General features: G+C 51.6%; 19 protein-coding genes. All 19 read left to right on the top strand.

Annotation, left to right across the window (positions count from 1 at the left end; all coding sequences use genetic code 11):
* Positions 1-2 precede the first annotated feature (2 nt).
* The 19 genes from BW941_RS07155 (at position 3) to BW941_RS07065 (ending at position 19,104) form a co-directional block, all read left to right on the top strand.
* On the top strand, positions 3-1,709 hold the full coding sequence (locus BW941_RS07155) for a fused response regulator/phosphatase (RefSeq protein WP_076514926.1): 1,707 nt from the start codon (positions 3-5) through the stop codon (positions 1,707-1,709).
* Positions 1,706-2,032, top strand: a complete 327-nt coding sequence (locus BW941_RS07150) for an Hpt domain-containing protein (RefSeq protein WP_076514925.1) — start codon at positions 1,706-1,708, stop codon at positions 2,030-2,032. The genes BW941_RS07155 and BW941_RS07150 overlap by 4 nt, the downstream gene beginning before the upstream one ends.
* Positions 2,033-2,097: 65 nt before the next feature.
* Positions 2,098-3,474, top strand: a complete 1,377-nt coding sequence (locus BW941_RS07145) for a flagellar hook-length control protein FliK (RefSeq protein WP_076514924.1) — start codon at positions 2,098-2,100, stop codon at positions 3,472-3,474.
* 243 nt (positions 3,475-3,717) lie between these two features.
* Positions 3,718-4,248 carry a flagellar basal body-associated FliL family protein gene (locus BW941_RS07140; RefSeq protein WP_068442309.1) on the top strand — a complete coding sequence of 177 codons (531 nt, stop codon included), beginning with the start codon at positions 3,718-3,720 and terminating at the stop codon, positions 4,246-4,248.
* A 9-nt stretch (positions 4,249-4,257) separates the two neighbouring features.
* Positions 4,258-5,226, top strand: a complete 969-nt coding sequence (gene fliM / locus BW941_RS07135; protein WP_068442311.1) for a flagellar motor switch protein FliM — start codon at positions 4,258-4,260, stop codon at positions 5,224-5,226.
* Positions 5,227-5,238: 12 nt separating this feature from the next.
* Positions 5,239-5,775 carry a flagellar motor switch protein FliN gene (fliN, locus tag BW941_RS07130; RefSeq protein WP_076514923.1) on the top strand — a complete coding sequence of 179 codons (537 nt, stop codon included), beginning with the start codon at positions 5,239-5,241 and terminating at the stop codon, positions 5,773-5,775.
* On the top strand, positions 5,750-6,157 hold the full coding sequence (fliO, locus tag BW941_RS07125) for a flagellar biosynthetic protein FliO (RefSeq protein WP_084188740.1): 408 nt from the start codon (positions 5,750-5,752) through the stop codon (positions 6,155-6,157). Before fliN ends, fliO begins: the two co-directional genes overlap by 26 nt.
* Positions 6,154-6,921 (top strand): flagellar type III secretion system pore protein FliP, encoded by a 768-nt coding sequence (gene fliP / locus BW941_RS07120; RefSeq protein ID WP_084188738.1) that lies wholly within the window; start codon positions 6,154-6,156, stop codon positions 6,919-6,921. The genes fliO and fliP overlap by 4 nt, the downstream gene beginning before the upstream one ends.
* A gap of 41 nt (positions 6,922-6,962) precedes the next feature.
* The gene (locus BW941_RS07115; RefSeq protein ID WP_076514922.1) at positions 6,963-7,232 is read left to right on the top strand and encodes a flagellar biosynthetic protein FliQ; all 270 of its coding nucleotides are present in this window, start codon (positions 6,963-6,965) and stop codon (positions 7,230-7,232) included.
* A gap of 3 nt (positions 7,233-7,235) precedes the next feature.
* On the top strand, positions 7,236-8,012 hold the full coding sequence (fliR, locus tag BW941_RS07110) for a flagellar biosynthetic protein FliR (RefSeq protein ID WP_076514921.1): 777 nt from the start codon (positions 7,236-7,238) through the stop codon (positions 8,010-8,012).
* Positions 8,013-8,020: 8 nt separating this feature from the next.
* Positions 8,021-9,166 carry a flagellar biosynthesis protein FlhB gene (flhB, locus tag BW941_RS07105; RefSeq protein ID WP_076514920.1) on the top strand — a complete coding sequence of 382 codons (1,146 nt, stop codon included), beginning with the start codon at positions 8,021-8,023 and terminating at the stop codon, positions 9,164-9,166.
* Between the two features lie 94 nt (positions 9,167-9,260).
* Complete coding sequence (gene flhA, locus BW941_RS07100) at positions 9,261-11,471, top strand: flagellar biosynthesis protein FlhA (RefSeq protein WP_076514919.1); 2,211 nt, start codon at positions 9,261-9,263, stop codon at positions 11,469-11,471.
* A gap of 12 nt (positions 11,472-11,483) precedes the next feature.
* Positions 11,484-12,827 carry a flagellar biosynthesis GTPase FlhF gene (gene flhF, locus BW941_RS07095; protein WP_076514918.1) on the top strand — a complete coding sequence of 448 codons (1,344 nt, stop codon included), beginning with the start codon at positions 11,484-11,486 and terminating at the stop codon, positions 12,825-12,827.
* A 6-nt stretch (positions 12,828-12,833) separates the two neighbouring features.
* On the top strand, positions 12,834-13,652 hold the full coding sequence (locus tag BW941_RS07090) for a MinD/ParA family protein (protein ID WP_076514917.1): 819 nt from the start codon (positions 12,834-12,836) through the stop codon (positions 13,650-13,652).
* A 21-nt stretch (positions 13,653-13,673) separates the two neighbouring features.
* On the top strand, positions 13,674-14,381 hold the full coding sequence (locus BW941_RS07085) for an RNA polymerase sigma factor FliA (RefSeq protein WP_302473559.1): 708 nt from the start codon (positions 13,674-13,676) through the stop codon (positions 14,379-14,381).
* A 169-nt stretch (positions 14,382-14,550) separates the two neighbouring features.
* On the top strand, positions 14,551-14,925 hold the full coding sequence (gene cheY / locus BW941_RS07080; protein ID WP_436286953.1) for a chemotaxis response regulator CheY: 375 nt from the start codon (positions 14,551-14,553) through the stop codon (positions 14,923-14,925).
* Positions 14,926-14,939: 14 nt separating this feature from the next.
* Entirely contained in the window at positions 14,940-15,716 is a 777-nt protein-coding gene (locus tag BW941_RS07075; protein ID WP_076514915.1) for a protein phosphatase CheZ, read from the top strand.
* Positions 15,717-15,728: 12 nt separating this feature from the next.
* Positions 15,729-18,038: a chemotaxis protein CheA gene (locus tag BW941_RS07070; protein ID WP_076514914.1), complete on the top strand. Its 2,310-nt coding sequence runs from the start codon at positions 15,729-15,731 to the stop codon at positions 18,036-18,038.
* 13 nt (positions 18,039-18,051) lie between these two features.
* A complete protein-coding gene (locus BW941_RS07065; protein WP_076514913.1) occupies positions 18,052-19,104 on the top strand; it encodes a protein-glutamate methylesterase/protein-glutamine glutaminase in 1,053 nt (350 codons plus the stop codon).
* The last annotated feature ends 125 nt before the right edge of the window (positions 19,105-19,229 follow it).

Raw genomic sequence — 19,229 nt, 5'->3', positions numbered from 1 at the left:
TCATGACCGCTTATAAGGTCCTGATCGCGGACGATAACAGCGTTGATCGCAAAGTGTTATCACGCGTAGTCCGCAACCAGGGAAACGATGTAATAGAAGCAACAAATGGATTTGAAGCGGTAGATATCTTCACGGAGCATCGCCCTGATATTGTTTTGATGGACGTAATGATGCCCGGCCTCAACGGAAAGGAGGCCACCCGCCAGATCAAATCCATAGCCGAAGAAGATTTCATTCCTGTCATCTTTCTGACATCACTTTCGGACGCACAGAGCCTGGCAGATTGTCTCGAATCAGGGGGGGATGATTTCCTCACCAAACCCTATAATCATGTTGTTCTTCAAGCAAAAATTGACTCTTACCACCGCATGTCGGAGATGCATCGCACGCTGTTGAATCAGCGTGATGAAATTGCTCGGGTCAACCGTCATATGTTGCAGGAGCAACGAGTGGCAAAGGCGGTATATGATAACGTCGCTCATGCAGGCTGTCTGACATCCCCGAATATCCGTTACGAACTGTCTCCATTAGCCGTTTTTAATGGCGATGTTCTGCTGGCAGCCCGTAAGCCCGGTGGCGGGATGCATGTACTGCTCGGAGACTTTACCGGGCATGGCCTTCCGGCTGCAATTGGTGCAATGCCGATGGCTGATATTTTCTACGGTATGACGGCAAAGGGTTTCGGCTTACGTGAAGTACTTCGTGAGATTAATCAGAAATTGAAAAGTATTCTTCCCGTCGGTTTTTTCTGCTGTGCCGCTGCAGTAGATCTGGCACCCGATCGTCAGGCCGCCAGCGTCTGGATGGGGGGCGTTCCGGACTGCTACCTGCTGCGTAACGATGGCGAAATGATCGAGACACTGTCTTCGCGTCATCTGCCTCTTGGTGTGATGTCTGCCGATAAGTTCAATGACCAGATGACGGAATTTCCAATGGCGAACGGGGATCGTTTATTCCTCTGGTCAGACGGTATCATAGAGGCACGGAATTCTGACGGTGAAATGTTCGGTCAAGAAAGGCTACTGAACGTTGTTCGGGACTCGGCCCATGCCAGCGATGTCTATGATGATATACAGCGCGCCGTGGATAAGTTTGTTGACGGTTCAGAGCAGGATGATGACACTACGCTGATTGAAGTTGTCATGGCTGATGCGCTCCGCGAAGAAAAAGAAAGTGGTGTTACAAAAGCCGGCATATCTCAGGGACCACGAGACTGGAGTATGGAATACCGACTGGAGGCGTCGACCTTAAAGTCGTTCAACCCAGTGCCGCTGATGAATCATATAATGATGGAGGTTCCGGGATTACGGGCGATTGGCGGGCAGTTATACACTGTTGTTGCTGAGCTATTCTCTAACGCCTTTGAGCATGGCGTGTTAGGGCTACAATCTTCCATGAAACAATCTCCGGATGGATTTATGGAATACTACCGTCAGAGAGAGAAGCGTGTGGCTGAACTTGAGGAAGGCTTCGTCCGCATTAATATGCATCATACCGGAGTAGGTGATAGTGGCACTCTGACCCTGACCCTGGAAGACAGTGGTGATGGCTTTGATTACAAGCGACATAATGCAGGGGAAGCTAATGGAAATCATTACTCAGGCAGAGGTATCCCTCTCATTGAAAGTATCTGTGATTCGATTGAGTATCGCGGCAAAGGTAACGAGGTGTCTGTAGTTATTCAATGGCCACTGGAGCAGGCGACATGATTGATTTTGAGTCGCTGAACATGCTTAAGGAGATTATGGAGGAGGAGTTTCAGCCTCTTATTGAGTTGTATATCCGCGATAGCGACCGACGTTTCCCAGACATGCGAAAGGCTTTGAGTGAGGGGGATTGCGAAAGTGTCCGGATGACTGTGCACAGTCTTAAGGGTGCGAGCAGCAATGTCTGCGCGGTTGATTTAGCAGAGCAAGCGCACACAGTAGAAAAGATGGCGATTGATGGTGCTGTAAACCAACTTGGTGGCGCGATTGATCGTCTGGAGCAATCCTATCTCCATGTTCGCGAACAATTGAGCGAGTTTCTGTAGCTCTTCATTAAAAACTGGCCCACCTTTTGCGATATCCCCGGTAACCCAGATAACAGGAGACCGGGATGAACCCTTCTCTTCCAAACAGCCCGATGGCGTCACTGCTGATGTCGCTTGGCGGAAATATCGACTTTCAGGACCTGAAGCTCAGTGGTGACGGGGCCTCTGGCCTGAGTGACTTTTCAAGTTTGCTTGATGAGATGCAGCTTCAACCGCTGGATACAGAAAAAACTGGCGGCATACCTTCGGCCCTGGCGGCAATCTCAGAGGGGCAAAATCTGCCGCTGGACTTGCCGCTCGGTTTATCAGGCGACAAGGACACCGCATTGTCGGGGGAAAGCCTCTCGCTTCTCTCTACTGGTGAGCCTGTTGATACATCAGGCCAGGAGCTGATGGGCGACACCCTGATGGCTCAGATTCAGAAAGGAAAAGACATTTCAGTGCGTTACGCCGATACAGAAGTGGCGTCAGGCGGTCATATAGCTGAAGACTTTGACGGTGCTGATCTTGATGCATCGGCTAACGTTACACTAGCCACGCCTTCGGATCGTGTGACAGATACTGCTTCACCGCTTGCGGTCGCGACTGTTTCGCCGATGGCGAATGCGATACGCAGCCAGAACTCTGGCGAGATGCGCCAGCAGAGTGATCAGAGAATCTCAGGTAAGCCGCAACTTACCGCCGCGACAGCTAATGGCGCTGAACCCGTTTCAGAAGAAGCCGAGAGTGAACTGGTCAGTGACGTATTTAAACCAGTCACTGCCGATGATACGCGCCTGGAAACGTCCGGTTTCAGAGAGAGTATGCTGAACAGTCAGGGAGGGGCATCGATGACACAAGCCTCTGTAACGCCTGCAGCGGTTCAGTCTCAGCCAGCCGCAGCGACGACCGCTGCCGCCGCTAATGCAGACATGATTAATGCAGAGAGCCCAACCGAAGAACTCGTCTCAGAAGACTACAGTTTTGAGGAAGGTTTTGAGCAGAAGCTCCAGCGCCAGTTCCGGGAGCGACTGGAATTTGGGCAGGACCGTAGGGAGTGGACGCCAGCGTTAGGTGCTCGTTTGATGACTATGGTCGCGAACGATGTTCAGCAGGCGCGTATTCAGCTTGACCCTCCTGAGTTGGGCAGCCTCGAAATCCGTATGCAGGTACAGAACGATCAAGCCAGTGTCCAGGTGTCTGCACAGAGTCACCAGGTGAAAGATGTACTCGACAACAGCGCCCAGCGGCTGCGGGATGCACTTGCTGCTGAGGGGATTGAGTTGAGTGAGTTCAGTGTTTCTGCCGACAGTGGTGGTCAAGGTAGGGGCGGTGCTTCTGATAACTCTGACGGCTCAAATGCGGGTTTTGCTGGCGGATCTGGCGCTGAAGGGGAGGAGGTAGTCGGCATAAATCAGGCTCATACACCGGCCCCTGATTCCCTACTGGATACATTCGCTTAACCAGATCGGTCAGGCCTGCAGTGTTTGCGTCAGGCCTGACATTGCCATTCTCTCTATAGCTAACTGAGACTCCGGCCCATCGGTTTCTTCGCGTCCTCTGTTTGATTGGCCAATTCCATCGGCTGCCACAGCAATTTACTTCTACACTGAAGTCAGACTTATCGTAGGGTTTTGATGTCATTTTTTTGGCGAAAAAACGTGGCACAAGCTTTGCAAATTTGACTTCATACAGGAGATTCCCAAATGGCAAAAGAACAGGACCTCAAGCTGGAAGGTCAGGAAGGCGAAGAAGAACAGTCGGGTGGTGGTAAGAAGAAGCTCATTATCATCATCGCCATCGTTCTGATCGTCTTACTGGCGGGCGGCGGTGCCGCAGCCTTCTTCTTACTCGGTGGCGAAGAGGAAGAGGTCACAGACGAAGAAGTGGTCGAAGAGGTCGTTGAAGAGCCTGAAATTCCTGCGGTGTACGTCAAACTGAAGCCAGAATTCGTCATCAGCTTTCAGGTCGGTACGCGTCAGAGATATGTACAGGCAAGCATCGAAATTATGACGCGTCAGCAATCCATCGTAGATGCTCTTGAATTGCATGAACCCATGGTGAGAAACGAGGTGATCAATATCGTCAGCCGCCAGGAGTTCGCGAAATTACGAACAGCCGAAGGACGGGTTGCTCTGCAAAATGCGTTGAAAAGCGCGATCACGGAAATGATGGAACGGGAAGCAGGCTCTGACGGTGTCGAAGCTGTGCTGTTTACCAACTTTGTAATGCAGTAGGAATTAAGTGTGCAGGATTTACTGTCGCAAGATGAAATTGATGCCTTATTGCATGGTGTAGACGACGGCGACATTGGCCCTGAAGAAGAGGTCGATGCGGCCGGAATCAAATCCTACGATCTTACCAGCAACGACCGTATTGTCCGCGGACGTATGCCAACGCTGGAAATGATCAATGAGCGATTTGCACGTTACACCCGCATCAGCATGTTTAATTTTCTGCGTCGCAGCGCTGATGTCGCGTCTGGCGGTGTACAGATTATGAAATTTGGTGAGTACATACACACTCTGTATGTACCTACCAGTCTGAATCTGGTGAAAATGCGTCCCTTGCGTGGTACGGCACTATTTATTCTTGATGCCAAGCTGGTTTTTAAACTGGTGGATAATTTTTTTGGCGGCGATGGGCGTCATGCAAAGATTGAAGGACGTGAATTTACGCCGACAGAGGTTCGGGTTGTTCAGTTGATTCTGACGCAGGTATTCAACGACATGATGGAAGCCTGGTCGCCGGTGATTCCTGTTGAATTTGAATACGTGGGGTCGGAAGTAAATCCAGCCATGGCCAATATCGTCAGTCCAAGCGAGGTCGTAGTTGTCAGTACCTTCCATATTGAGCTTGATGGCGGTGGTGGTGACCTCCACCTGACTATCCCTTATTCGATGATTGAACCGATGCGCGAGGTTCTGGACGCTGGTTTCCAGAGTGACGTGGACGACGTTGATGAACGTTGGCAGCAGTCGCTGCGTGAGGACATTCTCGAGGCTCCCGTCGAAATACACGGAACACTGGCGCAGCGCGACATTACACTACGAGAAGTTGCCGCATTAAAAACCGGTGATGTCATACCGATTGAAATCCCCGAAGACTTTGTGTTGGAAGCGAATGGCATTCCAATCTTTACCGGGAAAATGGGCATATCCAATGAGAATCTGGCTGTCAAAATTAAAGAACAGATTTCTCACAGAAAACGCTGACAGGAGCAGGTTATGAGTGACGAAAAAGATCAGGATCAGTCACCCGAAGAAGAATTAGATCCTCAGAAACTTGCTGATGAAGTAGCGGGTGGTATTGAAGAGGCCAGCGGCGAGGAAAGTGCAGCGGAAGGTGAAGAAGATGATCAGGCGCTGGCCGATGAGTGGGCCGCTGCCATGGAAGAAGCGGGAGAAACAGATGATGAAGAACCTGAACCAGAGCCTGACCCTGTAAAGCAGGTTGAACTTGATGAACTGCAGGATGAAGGTCGCCCCGGTGGCAATGGTGATAACCCTGAGTTGGAGGTCATCCTCGATATTCCGGTTCGTATTTCAATGGAAGTAGGTGCGACCAAAATACCTATCCGGAATCTGCTGCAGTTAAATCAGGGCTCTGTTGTAGAGCTTGATCGTCTTGCTGGTGAACCATTGGATGTACTGGTGAACGGAACCCTGATTGCGCACGGTGAAGTTGTCATGGTTAACGATAAATTTGGTATCCGCCTGACGGATGTGGTGAGTCAGAGTGAACGTATACACCGCCTGCGCTAAATTTTTACTCTTGCTGCCCGGCATGGCGTTCGCTGAAGAACAGGTGACGCCTATGCTGCAAGCGACACCGATGGCCAGTGCTGGAAAGGTCGTGCTTTTCCTGATCCTGATACTTGGTCTTATTGTTGGCTTGGCCTGGCTGGTGAATAAAACCCGCGTTGGTCAGTGGACAGGCGGTGCTCAACACCTGAAAACACTTGCGGTACTACCCTTAGGGCAGCGCGAAAAAGTGGCCATTATTCAGGCCGGTGAACAACAGCTTGTGATTGGTATTACACCGCACGGCATTAACACGCTGGCAACGCTGGACCAACCGATTGATGTTGCAGAAAATAAGCCCGCTGATTTTGCCGATATTCTGAAGAAGGCCGTACGCAAATGAAGACTCTGATGCGTTGGCTGCCTCTGTTTCTTATGATGCCGGCGTTCGCTTTCGGCGCAGACCCTGCGGCCCCGGTAACTGGCCCTGGCGGTATTCCTGCCGTTGTTTATACCGCCAATGACAACGGTGGTCAGTACTCAGTTACTATCCAGATCCTTGTATTAATGACGCTGCTGACGGTATTACCGTCGCTGCTCATTATGATGACGTCATTTACCCGAATTATTGTTGTACTGGCGATTCTCCGACAGGCCATTGGCCTGCAGCAGACGCCATCGAATCAGGTACTTCTTGGCCTCTCGTTGTTTTTGACGCTGTTTATCATGATGCCTGTCTTCCGCATCGTGAATGCTGAGGCGATTCAGCCATATCTCGCTGAAGAAATTGCACCGCTTGAAGCGCTAGAGCGAGCTGCAGTGCCCATGCACGAGTTTATGCTCGCGCAAACACGTGAGACGGATCTTGATTTGTTTGTGCGCATCAGTGGTCGTACTGATATTGCAGGTCCGGCAGAAACACCAATTCATATCCTGATTCCGGCGTTTATTACCAGTGAGCTGAAAACGGCATTTCAGATTGGCTTTCTGATATTTATTCCGTTCCTGATCATTGACCTTGTCGTTGCCAGTATCCTGATGGCGATGGGTATGATGATGCTCTCTCCGATCATTATATCGTTGCCATTTAAGATCATGCTGTTCGTGTTGATTGATGGTTGGGCATTAATCATGGGCACTCTGGCGAATAGTTTCGGAACGATATAGGCAGGGGTTTATGAAGACGTTACCAGCAGCAGGAGGCCAGAATGTCTGAAGCGATCATCGGCGATATCTTTACCAGCGCACTCTACATCGTGCTGGCCATTGTTGTTGTCATTATTGTTCCCAGTCTGATTATCGGTCTGATGGTGAGTACTTTTCAGGCGGCCACCCAGATTAACGAGCAGACACTGAGTTTCCTGCCGCGTTTAGTGGTTACCTTGCTGGCGATGATCATGTTTGGCCCCTGGGCCGTCAGCGCTGTGCTCGATTTTACACGCGAAATCTATCTTAATATTCCGTTCCTGATCGGGTGATCTGTGATTGAGTTCGAAGCTCTGGATATCAGCCATTGGATTACTCGTTACGTATATCCCTTTGCGCGGATATCCGGTCTTTTGATGGTGATGCCCCTGATCGGTACCCGCATGGTATCAATGCGGGTACGCCTGCTTCTTGCCGTTGCAGTTACGTTAGTCGTCGTACCGCTGTTACCGCCGATTCCTATGGTCGAAGCCATCTCCCTTGCGTCCGTTATTATTATCCTGCAACAACTACTTATTGGCGTTTTACTCGGATTCGTGACCGAATTACTCATGCAGGTGTTTGTGATTGCCGGGCAATTGATCGCGATGCAGACCGGCCTGGGTATCGCGACCACGGTAGACCCCAGTCAGGGCGCTTCGGTGGTCGTGATCTCGCAGTGGTTTCTGTTTATGGTCAGCCTCGTATTTCTTTCGTTGAACGGGCATCTGGTACTGATTGAAGTACTGGTCGACAGTTTTCGCTCTATTCCGATTGGTATGGCAAGTTTTTCCGCTGAGCAATTCGGACTCCTGGTCAACTGGAGTGGCTGGATGATTGCTGCCGCGGTGGTGATTTCTCTACCTGCTATGACCGCGCTGCTCATTGTGAACCTGGCATTTGGTGTCATGACCCGGGCGGCCCCGCAGCTGAACATTTTTGCGCTCGGTTTTCCGGTGACCATGATCGTTGGTCTGTTAATTATGTGGCTGAACATTGATGAGATGGCATCTAGCTTTCATGGCTACATGGATGTTCTCTTCGAGTTCCTGAAGAAGCTGATCACTCTCTAGAGGTTGTTATGGCAGAGCAGGATAGTAGTCAGGAAAAAACAGAAGAACCCACCCCCCGACGTTTGCAGAAGGCGCGGGACGAAGGCCAGGTTCCCCGATCTAAAGAACTGGGCACCACCATGGTATTGGTCATGGGGGCTGCCGGCTTGCTGATGTTTGGTCCCTTTATGTCAGAGCGCATCGCTGCGATGGCTAAACATTCATTTTCATTTGATCGGGATACTGCGTTTGATACCGGTATGATGACATCGTATCTCGATGCATCTGCACTTGAAGCTGCCATTGCGCTCGCGCCCTGGCTGGTGGTGGTATTGATCGCCGCGTTCGCCGGCCCACTTTTAGTCGGGGGATGGTTATTTTCAGGGAAAGCTATCACACCGAAGCTCGACCGTTTAAACCCGCTGAGTGGTCTGAAGCGGATGTTCTCTGCCAACTCTCTGGTTGAACTGTTTAAGGCCTGGGCGAAAGTACTGGTTGTCGGTACCGTCGCCTGGCTGACGCTTATGTTCTTCTTTCAGGATGCGATGCGCATTCAGTATGAGAACACCGAATCCGCGATTGACCATGCCGTCACTATCATTATCTGGAGTGTGCTTGCCCTGTGTGCCTCTACGGCACTGATCGCCATTGTTGATGTGCCCTGGCAGATATACAGCTTCACAAAGAAGATGCGTATGTCGATGCAGGAAATTAAAGACGAATATAAAGAAACCGAGGGTAAGCCTGAGGTTAAGAGTAAGGTTCGTCAGTTACAACGGGAAGTGGCTCAGCGCCGTATGATGGCTGATGTGCCTGAAGCAGATGTTGTAATTACTAACCCAACTCACTACTCGGTTGCGCTACGCTATGACGCGGGCGCCAGTGCTGCGCCTGTGTTGCTGGCGAAAGGTTCAGATCGGGTTGCTTTAAAAATTCGTGAAATCGCTAAAGAAAATAACGTACCTCAGATGCAGGCTCCGCCCTTGGCCCGGGCGCTCTTCACACACACCAAAGTCGGCGATGAAATACCAGAAGGGCTCTATGTCGCCGTGGCGCAGGTACTGGCGTATATCTATCAGATGGATCAGTTCGCCAAAGGTAAAGGGCCGAAGCCTGAACGTAAGCCTGATATGCCAATTCCTCGTGATCTGAGAGTCGACCCGGATCCTTCATAACTTAAAAAGTTCGATAAAAATGACTGTCTGAATTAAAACGGGAACACTTCTTGCGATACCCAGTCGGTAGAACATTTTTTTGACGGGTATCTAAATGGCAGCGGCCTCCGGAAGCAATGTAGTCGGACAACTGAAGAGCGGAGCCTCAATCCTTATGCAGGGCAATCTCGGCATTCCGGTCATGCTGCTGGTGTTGCTGGGCATGATGACGCTGCCACTGCCGCCCTTTCTGCTGGATACTTTTTTCACCTTTAACATTGCCTTATCGATTGTCGTACTGCTGGTCAGTGTCTATTCAAAGCGCCCGTTAGATTTCGCCATTTTCCCGACCATTCTACTGATCGCTACGTTATTGCGTCTGGCGCTCAATGTGGCCTCTACCCGGGTTGTACTCTTGTACGGCCACGAAGGTGGCGATGCTGCGGGTAAAGTAATTGAGGCATTTGGTGAGGTGCTGATCGGCGGTAACTATGCCGTGGGTCTGGTGGTCTTTATGATTCTGATGATCATCAACTTTGTGGTGGTGACCAAAGGTGCTGGCCGTGTTTCAGAAGTGAGCGCGCGCTTCACATTGGATGCTATGCCCGGTAAGCAGATGGCCATTGACGCTGACTTGAATGCCGGCCTGATTGAGGCCGAAGAGGCGAAAAAACGTCGTTCAGATATTGCCGCAGAAGCGGACTTCTATGGTGCCATGGACGGTGCCAGCAAATTCGTAAAAGGTGATGCGATCGCTGGCATTCTGATTCTGATCATTAACGTGGTGGGTGGCTTTGCCATCGGTATGGCTCAGCACAACCTGACCTTTGGTGATGCAGTATCTGCGTATACGCTGCTGGCGATTGGTGATGGTCTGGTCGCTCAGATTCCATCACTGCTGCTGTCGACTGCAACGGCCATTATGGTCACCCGTAATGGCGGTGACGAAGACATGGGGCAGCAGGTCTTCGGCCAGATGTTTGGTTCTTCCCGCGCGCTTGCTGTGTCTGCCGGTCTACTTCTGTTAATGGGTGTTGTTCCGGGAATGCCACACACGGTATTTATCAGTGCCGCTCTTGTTGCTGGCCTGGCTGCCTATGTTATTCGTTGGAAAAAAGAAGGCGGAGAGCTGGGCGATGCAGTCGTACGACGATTGGGTGGGAAGCCAAAAGAGACCCCGGCGCTTGAAGGTGCCGGTGCAGGAGCGGGGAATGCCTTAGCGGCGCCGCAGGAAAAAGCCGCCGAGGCGATGAAGCAGTTGGAAGTTAAAGAGTTAGGTTGGGACGACGTGGAGCCTGTGGATCGCGTTGGACTTGAAGTGGGTTATCGGCTGATTCCGCTGGTGGATAAAAACCAGGGCGGGCAACTACTCAGCCGCATTAAAGGCGTTCGTCGCAAGCTGTCGCAGGAACTTGGCTTTCTTATTCCGTCGGTACATATCCGGGATAATCTTGATCTGTTGCCCAATCAGTACCGGATCACCCTGATGGGTGTGACGCTGGCGGAAGCAGAAATTCATCCTGAGCGTGAGCTGGCGATTAACCCAGGCCAGGTATACGGCAAAATCGAAGGTATGGCGACGACCGACCCAGCCTTCGGTATGGAAGCTTACTGGATCACTCCAGATCTGAAAGACCGGGCACAAACGCTTGGATATACCGTCGTCGATGCCAGTACCGTGGTCGCAACGCATATGAACCAGAAATTACAGACTCATGCTCATGAATTAATTGGTCATGAGGATGCTCAGCATCTGGTCGATATGCTGGCGAAGACATCTCCGAAACTGGCCGAAGAATTGGTGCCCAACAAAGTCAGCATCAGTCAGCTTCTCGCGGTCCTGCAAAACCTGCTGCGTGAACAGGTGCCTATCCGGGATCTGCGTTCTATCGCCGAGTCTTTGGCGAACTCTCCGGCTCAGAGTCAAGATATTGCCGCTCTCGTTTCTGCCGCTCGTTTGGCTCTGGCCCGCATGATTACTCAGAATATCTTCGGAAATACCGACGAATTACCGGTTATGACGCTGGATCCGGGGCTGGAACAATTATTGCTGAAAAGCTTACAGCAAAGTGCGCAACAGGGTAGCCAGCAAGGTCTGGTACTTGAGCCAGGCATGGCAGATACCTTGCAACGCTCACTGAATGAATCGGTGCAGACACAAGAAGCGGCAGGCCGCCCAGCGGTGCTTCTGGTGACTTCGCAATTACGTCCGGCGATGTCGCAGTTCGTCAGGAACAGTATTCCGCAATTGCACGTACTGGCTTACCAGGAAGTGCCGGACAACAAGAGCATTACGATTGTTGCTGCCGTTGGTGGCAAGTCGTAACGAGGCTGAATTATGAAGGTAAAACGTTTCGTCGCAGACAACATGCAGCTGGCACTGAAAATGGTGTCGGCTGAGCTGGGCCCGGATGCGGTTATTGTATCCAGCCGACGCCTGGATAACGGCATGGAAGTTGTGGCCAGTAGCGAGATGCTGGGAGAGATCGATTCGGCAAAACAGAGCGAACTGGATCGTCAGCTGCGCCTTCAGCGTGAGCTGGAAGCAGCGAAGCAGGCAGCACGGGCGAGTGCCGCTCAGCGTCAGGAATATGCAGCTGACACTGCGGCGCGTTATGCACCTCAGCAAAGAGATTCTCAGCAAGCGTCAGCTCAGGTGAGTCGCACTGAAGCGGATGTGGCAGCCGCTACCCGACTGGCGGAGCAGGCTGTTGAAGCGCGTAAACAATCAGAAGAAACCTACCAGACCCGCCTGCAGGAAATGCAGGGTGAACTGCGCGAGCTGAAAGACTGGCTGGTCAGTCATCAGGGCAGTGCGTGGGATACCCGTCGCCCTCTGACCTGGCAGCAGTCGCAGTTGTGGCAGCGTTGTCAGGATATTGGTCTTGAGCCAGCGTGGGCGGACAGGGTGGTCAGCATGAGTGATCAGAGCGGTGACCTTGAACAGGCCTGGAAATCCGCCTTGGGTGTCATCCAGAGCGACTTGCCGTTACTGCCTCAGGGCGTACTCGAAAAGGGCGGAACCATCGCCCTGGTCGGTCCGACCGGTGCAGGCAAAACAACTACTTTGGGCAAAATTGCTGCGCGATTTGTTCAGCGCCATGGGCCGGACTCGGTCGCCTTTGTGACGCTTGATAACTATCGTATGGCAGCGCATGACCAGCTTCAGGCGTTCGCCCGGATTCTGGGTGTCGAGATGAAAGTGGTGCTGCAGAATGGTGATCTGGTGAAAACGCTCAGCACGCTGCGCAAGAAGAAACTGGTATTGATCGATAGTGCTGGACTTGCCAGTCAGGACCCACATTTTTCGTCACAGTTGTCTATGCTTAAACAGACTGGTCGTGATGTTCGTAAGTTTCTGGTGCTGCCTCTGACAAGTCAGGCGCGTTGCCTTCAGGAGAACTACGAGCACTTCAAGCCAGCGGGGCTGGATGGTTGTATTTTCACCAAACTGGATGAGTGTTTCAGCCTGGGGGCTGGCCTCAGTGTTGCCGCTCTGACCCGCTTGCCACTGACCCTGATCACCGACGGCCCTCACATCCCGGATGATCTGCATTACCCGGATGCATCGAGATTGGTCAATCTGGCTGAGCAGATGGCTCGAATGGCGCGTACGCGCTGGCAGGCGGCAGAAGCAATGAATATGGCAACACAACAGCAAAGCTTTCAACACGGAGTTTAATTGAAGATGGCGAGTCATCCTGTACAGGTCATAGCAGTCACCGGCGGTAAAGGCGGTGTTGGCAAAAGCAATGTCTCCGTAAATCTTGGTATTGCCCTGTCTGAAATGGGCCGGCGTGTCGTTATTCTTGACGCCGACCTCGGTCTGGCAAATATCGATATTCTTCTCGGTATCAGCTCGAACAAGACAATTGAAAATGTGCTGCAGGGCGAGTGTGACCTGAGAGAAGTTCTGGTCAAAGGCCCCGGTGGTATCAGAATTGTGCCTGCCTCTTCGGGGACCCAGAAACTGTCGCAGTTGAATCCAATGGAACATGCCGGGCTGATTCAGGCGTTCAGCGATATCGGCGACGATATTGATGTACTGATCATCGATACGGCAGCGGGGATTTCAGATACCGTCCTGAGTTTTGTCCGGGCGTCACAGGAAGTACTGGTAGTCGTGACTGACGAGCCGACTTCGATCACGGATGCGTATGCTCAGATTAAACTTCTGAACCGCGATTACGGTCTGTTCCGTTTCCGTGTCGTTGCCAATATGGTGAAGTCACCGCAGGACGGTATGGCTTTGTTTGCCAAGCTGACCAAAGTCACTGATCGTTTTCTTGATGTTGCTATGCAATACGTTGGCGCAGTTCCTTCTGACGATGCGGTTAAGCGAGCGGTACAGCGTCAGAAGGCGGTAATTGAAGCCTATCCACGGTCAAAAGCAGCGACGTCTTTCCGGGCGTTAGCCAAGAAAGTAGACAGCTGGCCGCTGCCATCCACGCCACGCGGACATCTTGAGTTCTTCGTGGACCGGCTGGTTGATCAGGTAGGAGCATGACGGGTGTCGACGGGAAGTTGTCTGGTGTACTCCGACGTTCAGAATACTAATTTCGACGATCTGGTCCGGGAACACGCGGGTCTGGTGAAGCGGATTGCTCATCATCTGATGGGACGCTTACCGGACAGTGTGCAGGTAGATGACCTGATCCAGTCGGGCATGATCGGTTTGCTTGAAGCTGCGCGTAAATACGATGGCGGCAAAGGCGCGAGCTTCGAAACCTACGCCGGTATCCGGATTCGTGGGGCCATGCTCGACGAAATACGCAAAGGTGACTGGGCACCCCGTTCAGTGCATCGCAACGCCCGCCGTATCCAGGATGCGATTAAACAGGTTGAAGCAGTCAAAGGTCGTGATGCCGACGACAGTGAGGTTGCGGCTGTCCTTGGTATAAGCCAGGACGAGTACCACCAGATACTGAAGGATAGTGCGGGTTGTCGTCTGTTCAGCTATGAAGAGTTGCTGGAAAACGACAGTTCTCCCGATCTGATGGATGACTCCACCCCCGGGCCCGGAAAAGGCATGGAGAGGGATGCATTTCGTCGTCAGTTGGCGGAAGCCATTTCAGGCCTGCCAGAGCGCGAGCAGCTCGTTCTTGCTCTTTACTATGACGAAGAGCTGAACCTCAAAGAAATTGGCGCTGTATTAGGCGTCAGCGAGTCTCGCGTGAGTCAGCTGCACTCTCAAGCCACACACCGTTTACGCGCGCGTCTGAGTGATTGGGCCTGATTTTTCCCTACCGGCGCGTCCAGCGCTTTCAGACCATATCAGACGCCGTCATTATTCTTTTCTATTCTTTCTCTCTCTTTCTGGATAAACCGCTAACTGGGTCTAAACTTAATTCAGGACCGGCTTGGTTTGTAAAAGTCGTATATTGGAGGTCGTTTTGGACAAGAACATGAAAATTCTCATTGTGGATGATTTTTCAACAATGAGACGTATCGTCAAAAACCTGCTGCGTGATCTTGGTTTCACCAACACTCAGGAGGCAGACGATGGCACAACAGCGTTGCCGATGCTGCAGAATGGCGACTTCGATTTTCTGGTCACCGACTGGAACATGCCAGGGATGACAGGCCTGGATCTTCTCAAGCATGTGCGGGAAGACGAGCGCCTCAAAACTCTGCCAGTTCTGATGGTCACTGCGGAAGCCAAGCGCGATCAGATCGTTGCAGCGGCACAGGCGGGCGTGAACGGATACGTCGTTAAGCCCTTCACTGCGGCAGTACTTAAAGAAAAAATCGACAAGATTTTTGAACGCGTCGAAGGCTGATTAAAGGTAGCGCCATGGTGGATGTAAACCTGGACAATAAGGACAACCAGGTCGGCTCGGAGATACGCTCGCTTGCTGAGAATATGCTTGAACAGCTTGAGCAGGGAGATATTGGTAAAGCGGTTGCTCTGGTAAACGACCTTAATCAGTTGCGCGACCGCACACTGTATAACGAGATCGGACGACTGACCCGTGCCTTGCATGAGTCGATCAAGAATCTGAATGTCGATACGGTAGGTGCCGCGTCTGATATCACTGAGACAACCGATAAGCTGACGTACGTTCTCGAAATGACGGATAAGTCAGCCAATCGTACGATGGATATTGCCGATGCTGGTGGCCCCTTGGCGGGCGCCATGGGCGATCGGGCAGCGGAACTTTCTGCTCGCTGGAAACGATTTATGAAACGCGAAATGAATACCTCCGAATTTCGCGAACTCAGTCGTGATATTGATGAATATCTTTCCAGCAGCGTTAAAGATTCGTCGGAAATAAAAAAACAGTTTTCTGAAATTGTTCTGGCCCAGGATTTTCAGGATCTGACCGGGCAGGTCATTCACAAAGTGATCAATCTGATCCGCGATGTGGAAGGGCGACTGGTCACACTGGTCTCAATGGCAGGGCAGGTTGATCAGATTACTGGCATCAACCATGAGTTTGAACAAAGTACGCCGGCGCCCGATAGCGGCCCGGACATTAACCCTGAAGGTCCGCAGACCGATAGCAAAGCCGATGGTGTAGTAAGTAGCCAGGATGATGTCGATGATCTGTTGTCGAGCTTAGGGTTTTAGAGGAGCGGTTGAATGAGTTTCGATGCTGATGAAGAGATTCTCCAGGACTTTCTCGTAGAGGCGGGAGAAATCCTGGAACTGCTGTCAGAGCAGCTGGTGGATCTGGAAAACAGTCCAGACGATAAGGATCTCCTGAACGCAATCTTCCGTGGTTTTCATACGGTAAAAGGCGGTGCAGGCTTTTTGCAGTTGAACCCCCTGGTTGATTGTTGCCATGCAGCTGAGAACGTGTTCGATACGCTTCGTAATGGCAAACGATCGGTGAATGCAGACCTGATGGATGTGGTTCTCAGTGCTCTGGATACCGTGAATGAAATGTTTGACTGTGTGCGTTCTGGTGAAATGCCAGAGCCCGCAGAGCAGAGCTTGCTGGATAATTTGCATCATCTGGCATTGCCTGAGGACGAAGCCCCAGCAGTTGAAGCTGCTGCAGTGGAAGAATCAGTAGTCGAAGAAGCTGAAGCGCCTTCTGCAGAAGGCACTTTAGCGGATGCGGACAACGGCGACATCACCGATGATGAATTTGAGCAATTGCTTGATGCGTTAGATGAAAAATCTGATGCTGCATCTGCTGCTACGAAGGCCCCTGCTGCCGCACAGAATACTGGTGATGATGATAACCTTTTTGGTGGAGATGATCTGTTCGACACAGACAGTGGACCTGTTGCATCAGCGTCTGACGATGAAATCACAGAAGATGAATTTGAAGCTCTGCTGGATCAGATTCATGGAAAAGGTAAGCCCGGCGATTCGTCGGCATCGAATAAGCCAGAAGCCCCGGCACCTGCAGAACCAGAAAAAACAGCTACTCCAGAGTCGCCGGCGGGAGCAGGGGACAGTGACCTGATCACCGATTCTGAATTTGAAGAATTGCTTGATCGCTTACACGGAAAAGGTAAGCCTGGTGCAACAGACACAGCGGCACCACAGGGCTCATCTGCGGCAGGAGCTAAACCTCCTGCTGCGAAAGCGCCAGAAGAAACCGGCGCTAAAAAGCCTGAAGCAGCAACGCCTAAACCAGCAGCTACACCGGCAGCCAAGCCTGAAGCAGCAAAACCTGCGGCTAAATCTTCCGCTCCTGCAGCGGCCTCTGCACCAAAAGCAAAACCGGACGCTCGTAAGAACGAAAAAGAGGCCATGGCCGAGGCGACTGTTCGTGTTGATACTAAGCGCCTCGATGACATCATGAACATGGTGGGTGAGTTGGTGCTGGTGCGTAACCGTCTGGTTCGTCTGGGACTCAAGAGCAGCGATGAGTCGATGGCGAAAGCGGTCGCCAATCTGGATGTGGTCACAGGTGATCTTCAGTCGTCCGTTATGAAAACGCGGATGCAGCCTATCAAGAAAGTCTTTGGGCGTTTTCCCCGTGTTGTTCGGGATCTTGCGCGACAGCTTAAGAAAGAAATTAACCTCGAATTGCGTGGTGAAGAAACGGATCTGGATAAAAACCTGGTGGAAGCACTCGCAGATCCACTGGTTCACCTTGTACGTAACTCGGTAGACCACGGCGTTGAGCAACCAGATGTGCGCGAAGCCAGTGGCAAAAGTCGCGTGGGTACGGTCATTCTCTCAGCAGAGCAGGAAGGCGATCATATTCTGCTACGGATTCAGGATGACGGTGCCGGTATGGACGCTGATGTTCTGAGACGCAAGGCGGTAGAAAAAGGTGTTATGGATCAGGATGCCGCAGACCGCCTGACAGACAATGAATGTTTTAATCTTATTTTCGCGCCGGGCTTTTCCACTAAAGAACAGATATCCGATGTTTCTGGCCGTGGCGTGGGAATGGACGTTGTTAAGACAAAAATCACACAGCTCAACGGTACGATATCGATTGACTCGTTCAAGGGTGAAGGTACAACGATCAGTATTAAAGTGCCTTTAACGCTAGCGATTATGCCGACGCTGATGGTAATGCTGAAAGATCAGGCGTTCGCCTTCCCACTCGTGAACGTAAATGAGATTTTCCACCTGGATCTTACTCAGACCAATGTCGTCGATGGGCAGGAAGTTGTGGTTGTGCGTGAACGTGCTATTCCACTGTTTCATCTCAAGCGTTGGTTGGTGAAAGGCGAGCAGTTTGCGAAAGCCGACGAGTCCGCTCATGTGGTAGTGGTCTCGGTAGGTACAAACAAAGTCGGCTTTGTCGTTGATCAGTTAATTGGTCAGGAAGAAGTGGTTATTAAGCCACTCGGGAAAATGCTCCACGGTACCGCCGGGATGGCTGGAGCAACCATTACAGGTGATGGCCGCATTGCTTTGATCCTTGATATTCCAAGCATGCTGACGCGTTATGCGACTCGACAATCGAGCGCGGCCTGACACAGGAAGTATTATGGCTTTAAAAGTTCTGGTGGTGGATGATTCAGGTTTTTTCCGCCGCCGGGTGACAGATATTATCAATGCCGATCCTCGTCTTGAGGTCATTGGCGTTGCTGAAAACGGACTTCAGGCCATTGAGCTGAATGACAAACTCAAACCTGACGTAATCACCATGGATTACGAGATGCCTGTCATGGATGGCATCACCGCAGTACGAAAAATAATGGCATCGACCCCGGTGCCAGTTCTGATGTTTTCGTCATTGACCTTTGAAGGTGCCCGGGTAACTCTGGATGCTCTGGACGCTGGAGCCGTCGATTTTTTACCGAAGAATTTCGATGCTATTGCCCGCAACGCAGCCTCTATCCGTAAGTTACTTGCCGAAAAAATTATTGGCGTAGCGAGGGGGCAGCTGAAGGGCACAGCGCAGGTTTCAACCTCCCCATCTCAACCTTCACAAAAAAAGACGCCCACTGCGGCAGGGGCGAACGAGCCGGTACCGCGTCATCTTGAACTGGTGGTCATTGGTACGTCCACCGGTGGCCCTGCTGCTCTGCAGAATATTTTCAAGAGTTTGCCTGCAGGATTTAACAAGCCCATTATTATCGTGCAGCACATGCCTGCTTCGTTCACCGCAGCGTTTGCTGAGCGGCTGAATAATCTCAGTGCGTTAAGTGTTAAAGAGGCAGAAGAGGGTGATGTTTTAAAGCCGGGGCACGTTTATGTTGCACCGGGGGGCAAGCAGCTGATTGTTGATAAACGCCACGGTGGATCGATTCATATTCTGGAAAGTGACGAGCGGGTAAGCTATCGACCGAGTGTCGATGTTGCTCTTGCCTCTGCTGCAAAACATTACGGTAGTAAGGCGTTAGGCATTGTCTTGACGGGGATGGGAGCAGATGGGCGTGAAGGAGCCCGGTTACTCAAACAGTCGGGTGGTCACTTGTGGGCTCAGGATGAACAGAGCTGCGTTATTTATGGAATGCCGATGGCTGTGATCAATGCAGGGTTAGCTGATCGTGTCCTTCCACTTAATGATGTTAGTAAGTTCATGAGTCAGCTCTGACTCTGTCTGGAACTCCACTCACACGGCAGGCTTTTGCCGCTTCTTTCTGTGCTATGCATAATCTGGGTTGTGCTCATTAGCTCATTGCCTGACAACCCACCGTTGCAGGTGAACTTCTGACCGTA

Source organism: Thalassolituus maritimus, assembly GCF_900156675.1.
GTDB lineage: Bacteria > Pseudomonadota > Gammaproteobacteria > Pseudomonadales > Oceanobacteraceae > Thalassolituus > Thalassolituus maritimus.
This window is presented reverse-complemented; position numbering and strand designations above follow the sequence as displayed.

Bases quoted from the DNA above. Each gene is read 5' to 3' on its own strand.
- cheY (WP_436286953.1), top strand. From the start codon at position 14,551: ATGAAAATTCTCATTGTGGATGATTTTTCAACAATGAGACGTATCGTC.
- BW941_RS07070 (WP_076514914.1), top strand. From the start codon at position 15,729: ATGAGTTTCGATGCTGATGAAGAGATTCTCCAGGACTTTCTCGTAGAG.
- flhF (WP_076514918.1), top strand. From the start codon at position 11,484: ATGAAGGTAAAACGTTTCGTCGCAGACAACATGCAGCTGGCACTGAAA.
- flhB (WP_076514920.1), top strand. From the start codon at position 8,021: ATGGCAGAGCAGGATAGTAGTCAGGAAAAAACAGAAGAACCCACCCCC.
- BW941_RS07065 (WP_076514913.1), top strand. From the start codon at position 18,052: ATGGCTTTAAAAGTTCTGGTGGTGGATGATTCAGGTTTTTTCCGCCGC.
- BW941_RS07140 (WP_068442309.1), top strand. From the start codon at position 3,718: ATGGCAAAAGAACAGGACCTCAAGCTGGAAGGTCAGGAAGGCGAAGAA.
- flhA (WP_076514919.1), top strand. From the start codon at position 9,261: ATGGCAGCGGCCTCCGGAAGCAATGTAGTCGGACAACTGAAGAGCGGA.
- fliN (WP_076514923.1), top strand. From the start codon at position 5,239: ATGAGTGACGAAAAAGATCAGGATCAGTCACCCGAAGAAGAATTAGAT.
- fliP (WP_084188738.1), top strand. From the start codon at position 6,154: ATGAAGACTCTGATGCGTTGGCTGCCTCTGTTTCTTATGATGCCGGCG.
- BW941_RS07090 (WP_076514917.1), top strand. From the start codon at position 12,834: ATGGCGAGTCATCCTGTACAGGTCATAGCAGTCACCGGCGGTAAAGGC.
- BW941_RS07115 (WP_076514922.1), top strand. From the start codon at position 6,963: ATGTCTGAAGCGATCATCGGCGATATCTTTACCAGCGCACTCTACATC.
- BW941_RS07150 (WP_076514925.1), top strand. From the start codon at position 1,706: ATGATTGATTTTGAGTCGCTGAACATGCTTAAGGAGATTATGGAGGAG.
- BW941_RS07155 (WP_076514926.1), top strand. From the start codon at position 3: ATGACCGCTTATAAGGTCCTGATCGCGGACGATAACAGCGTTGATCGC.
- BW941_RS07075 (WP_076514915.1), top strand. From the start codon at position 14,940: ATGGTGGATGTAAACCTGGACAATAAGGACAACCAGGTCGGCTCGGAG.
- BW941_RS07145 (WP_076514924.1), top strand. From the start codon at position 2,098: ATGAACCCTTCTCTTCCAAACAGCCCGATGGCGTCACTGCTGATGTCG.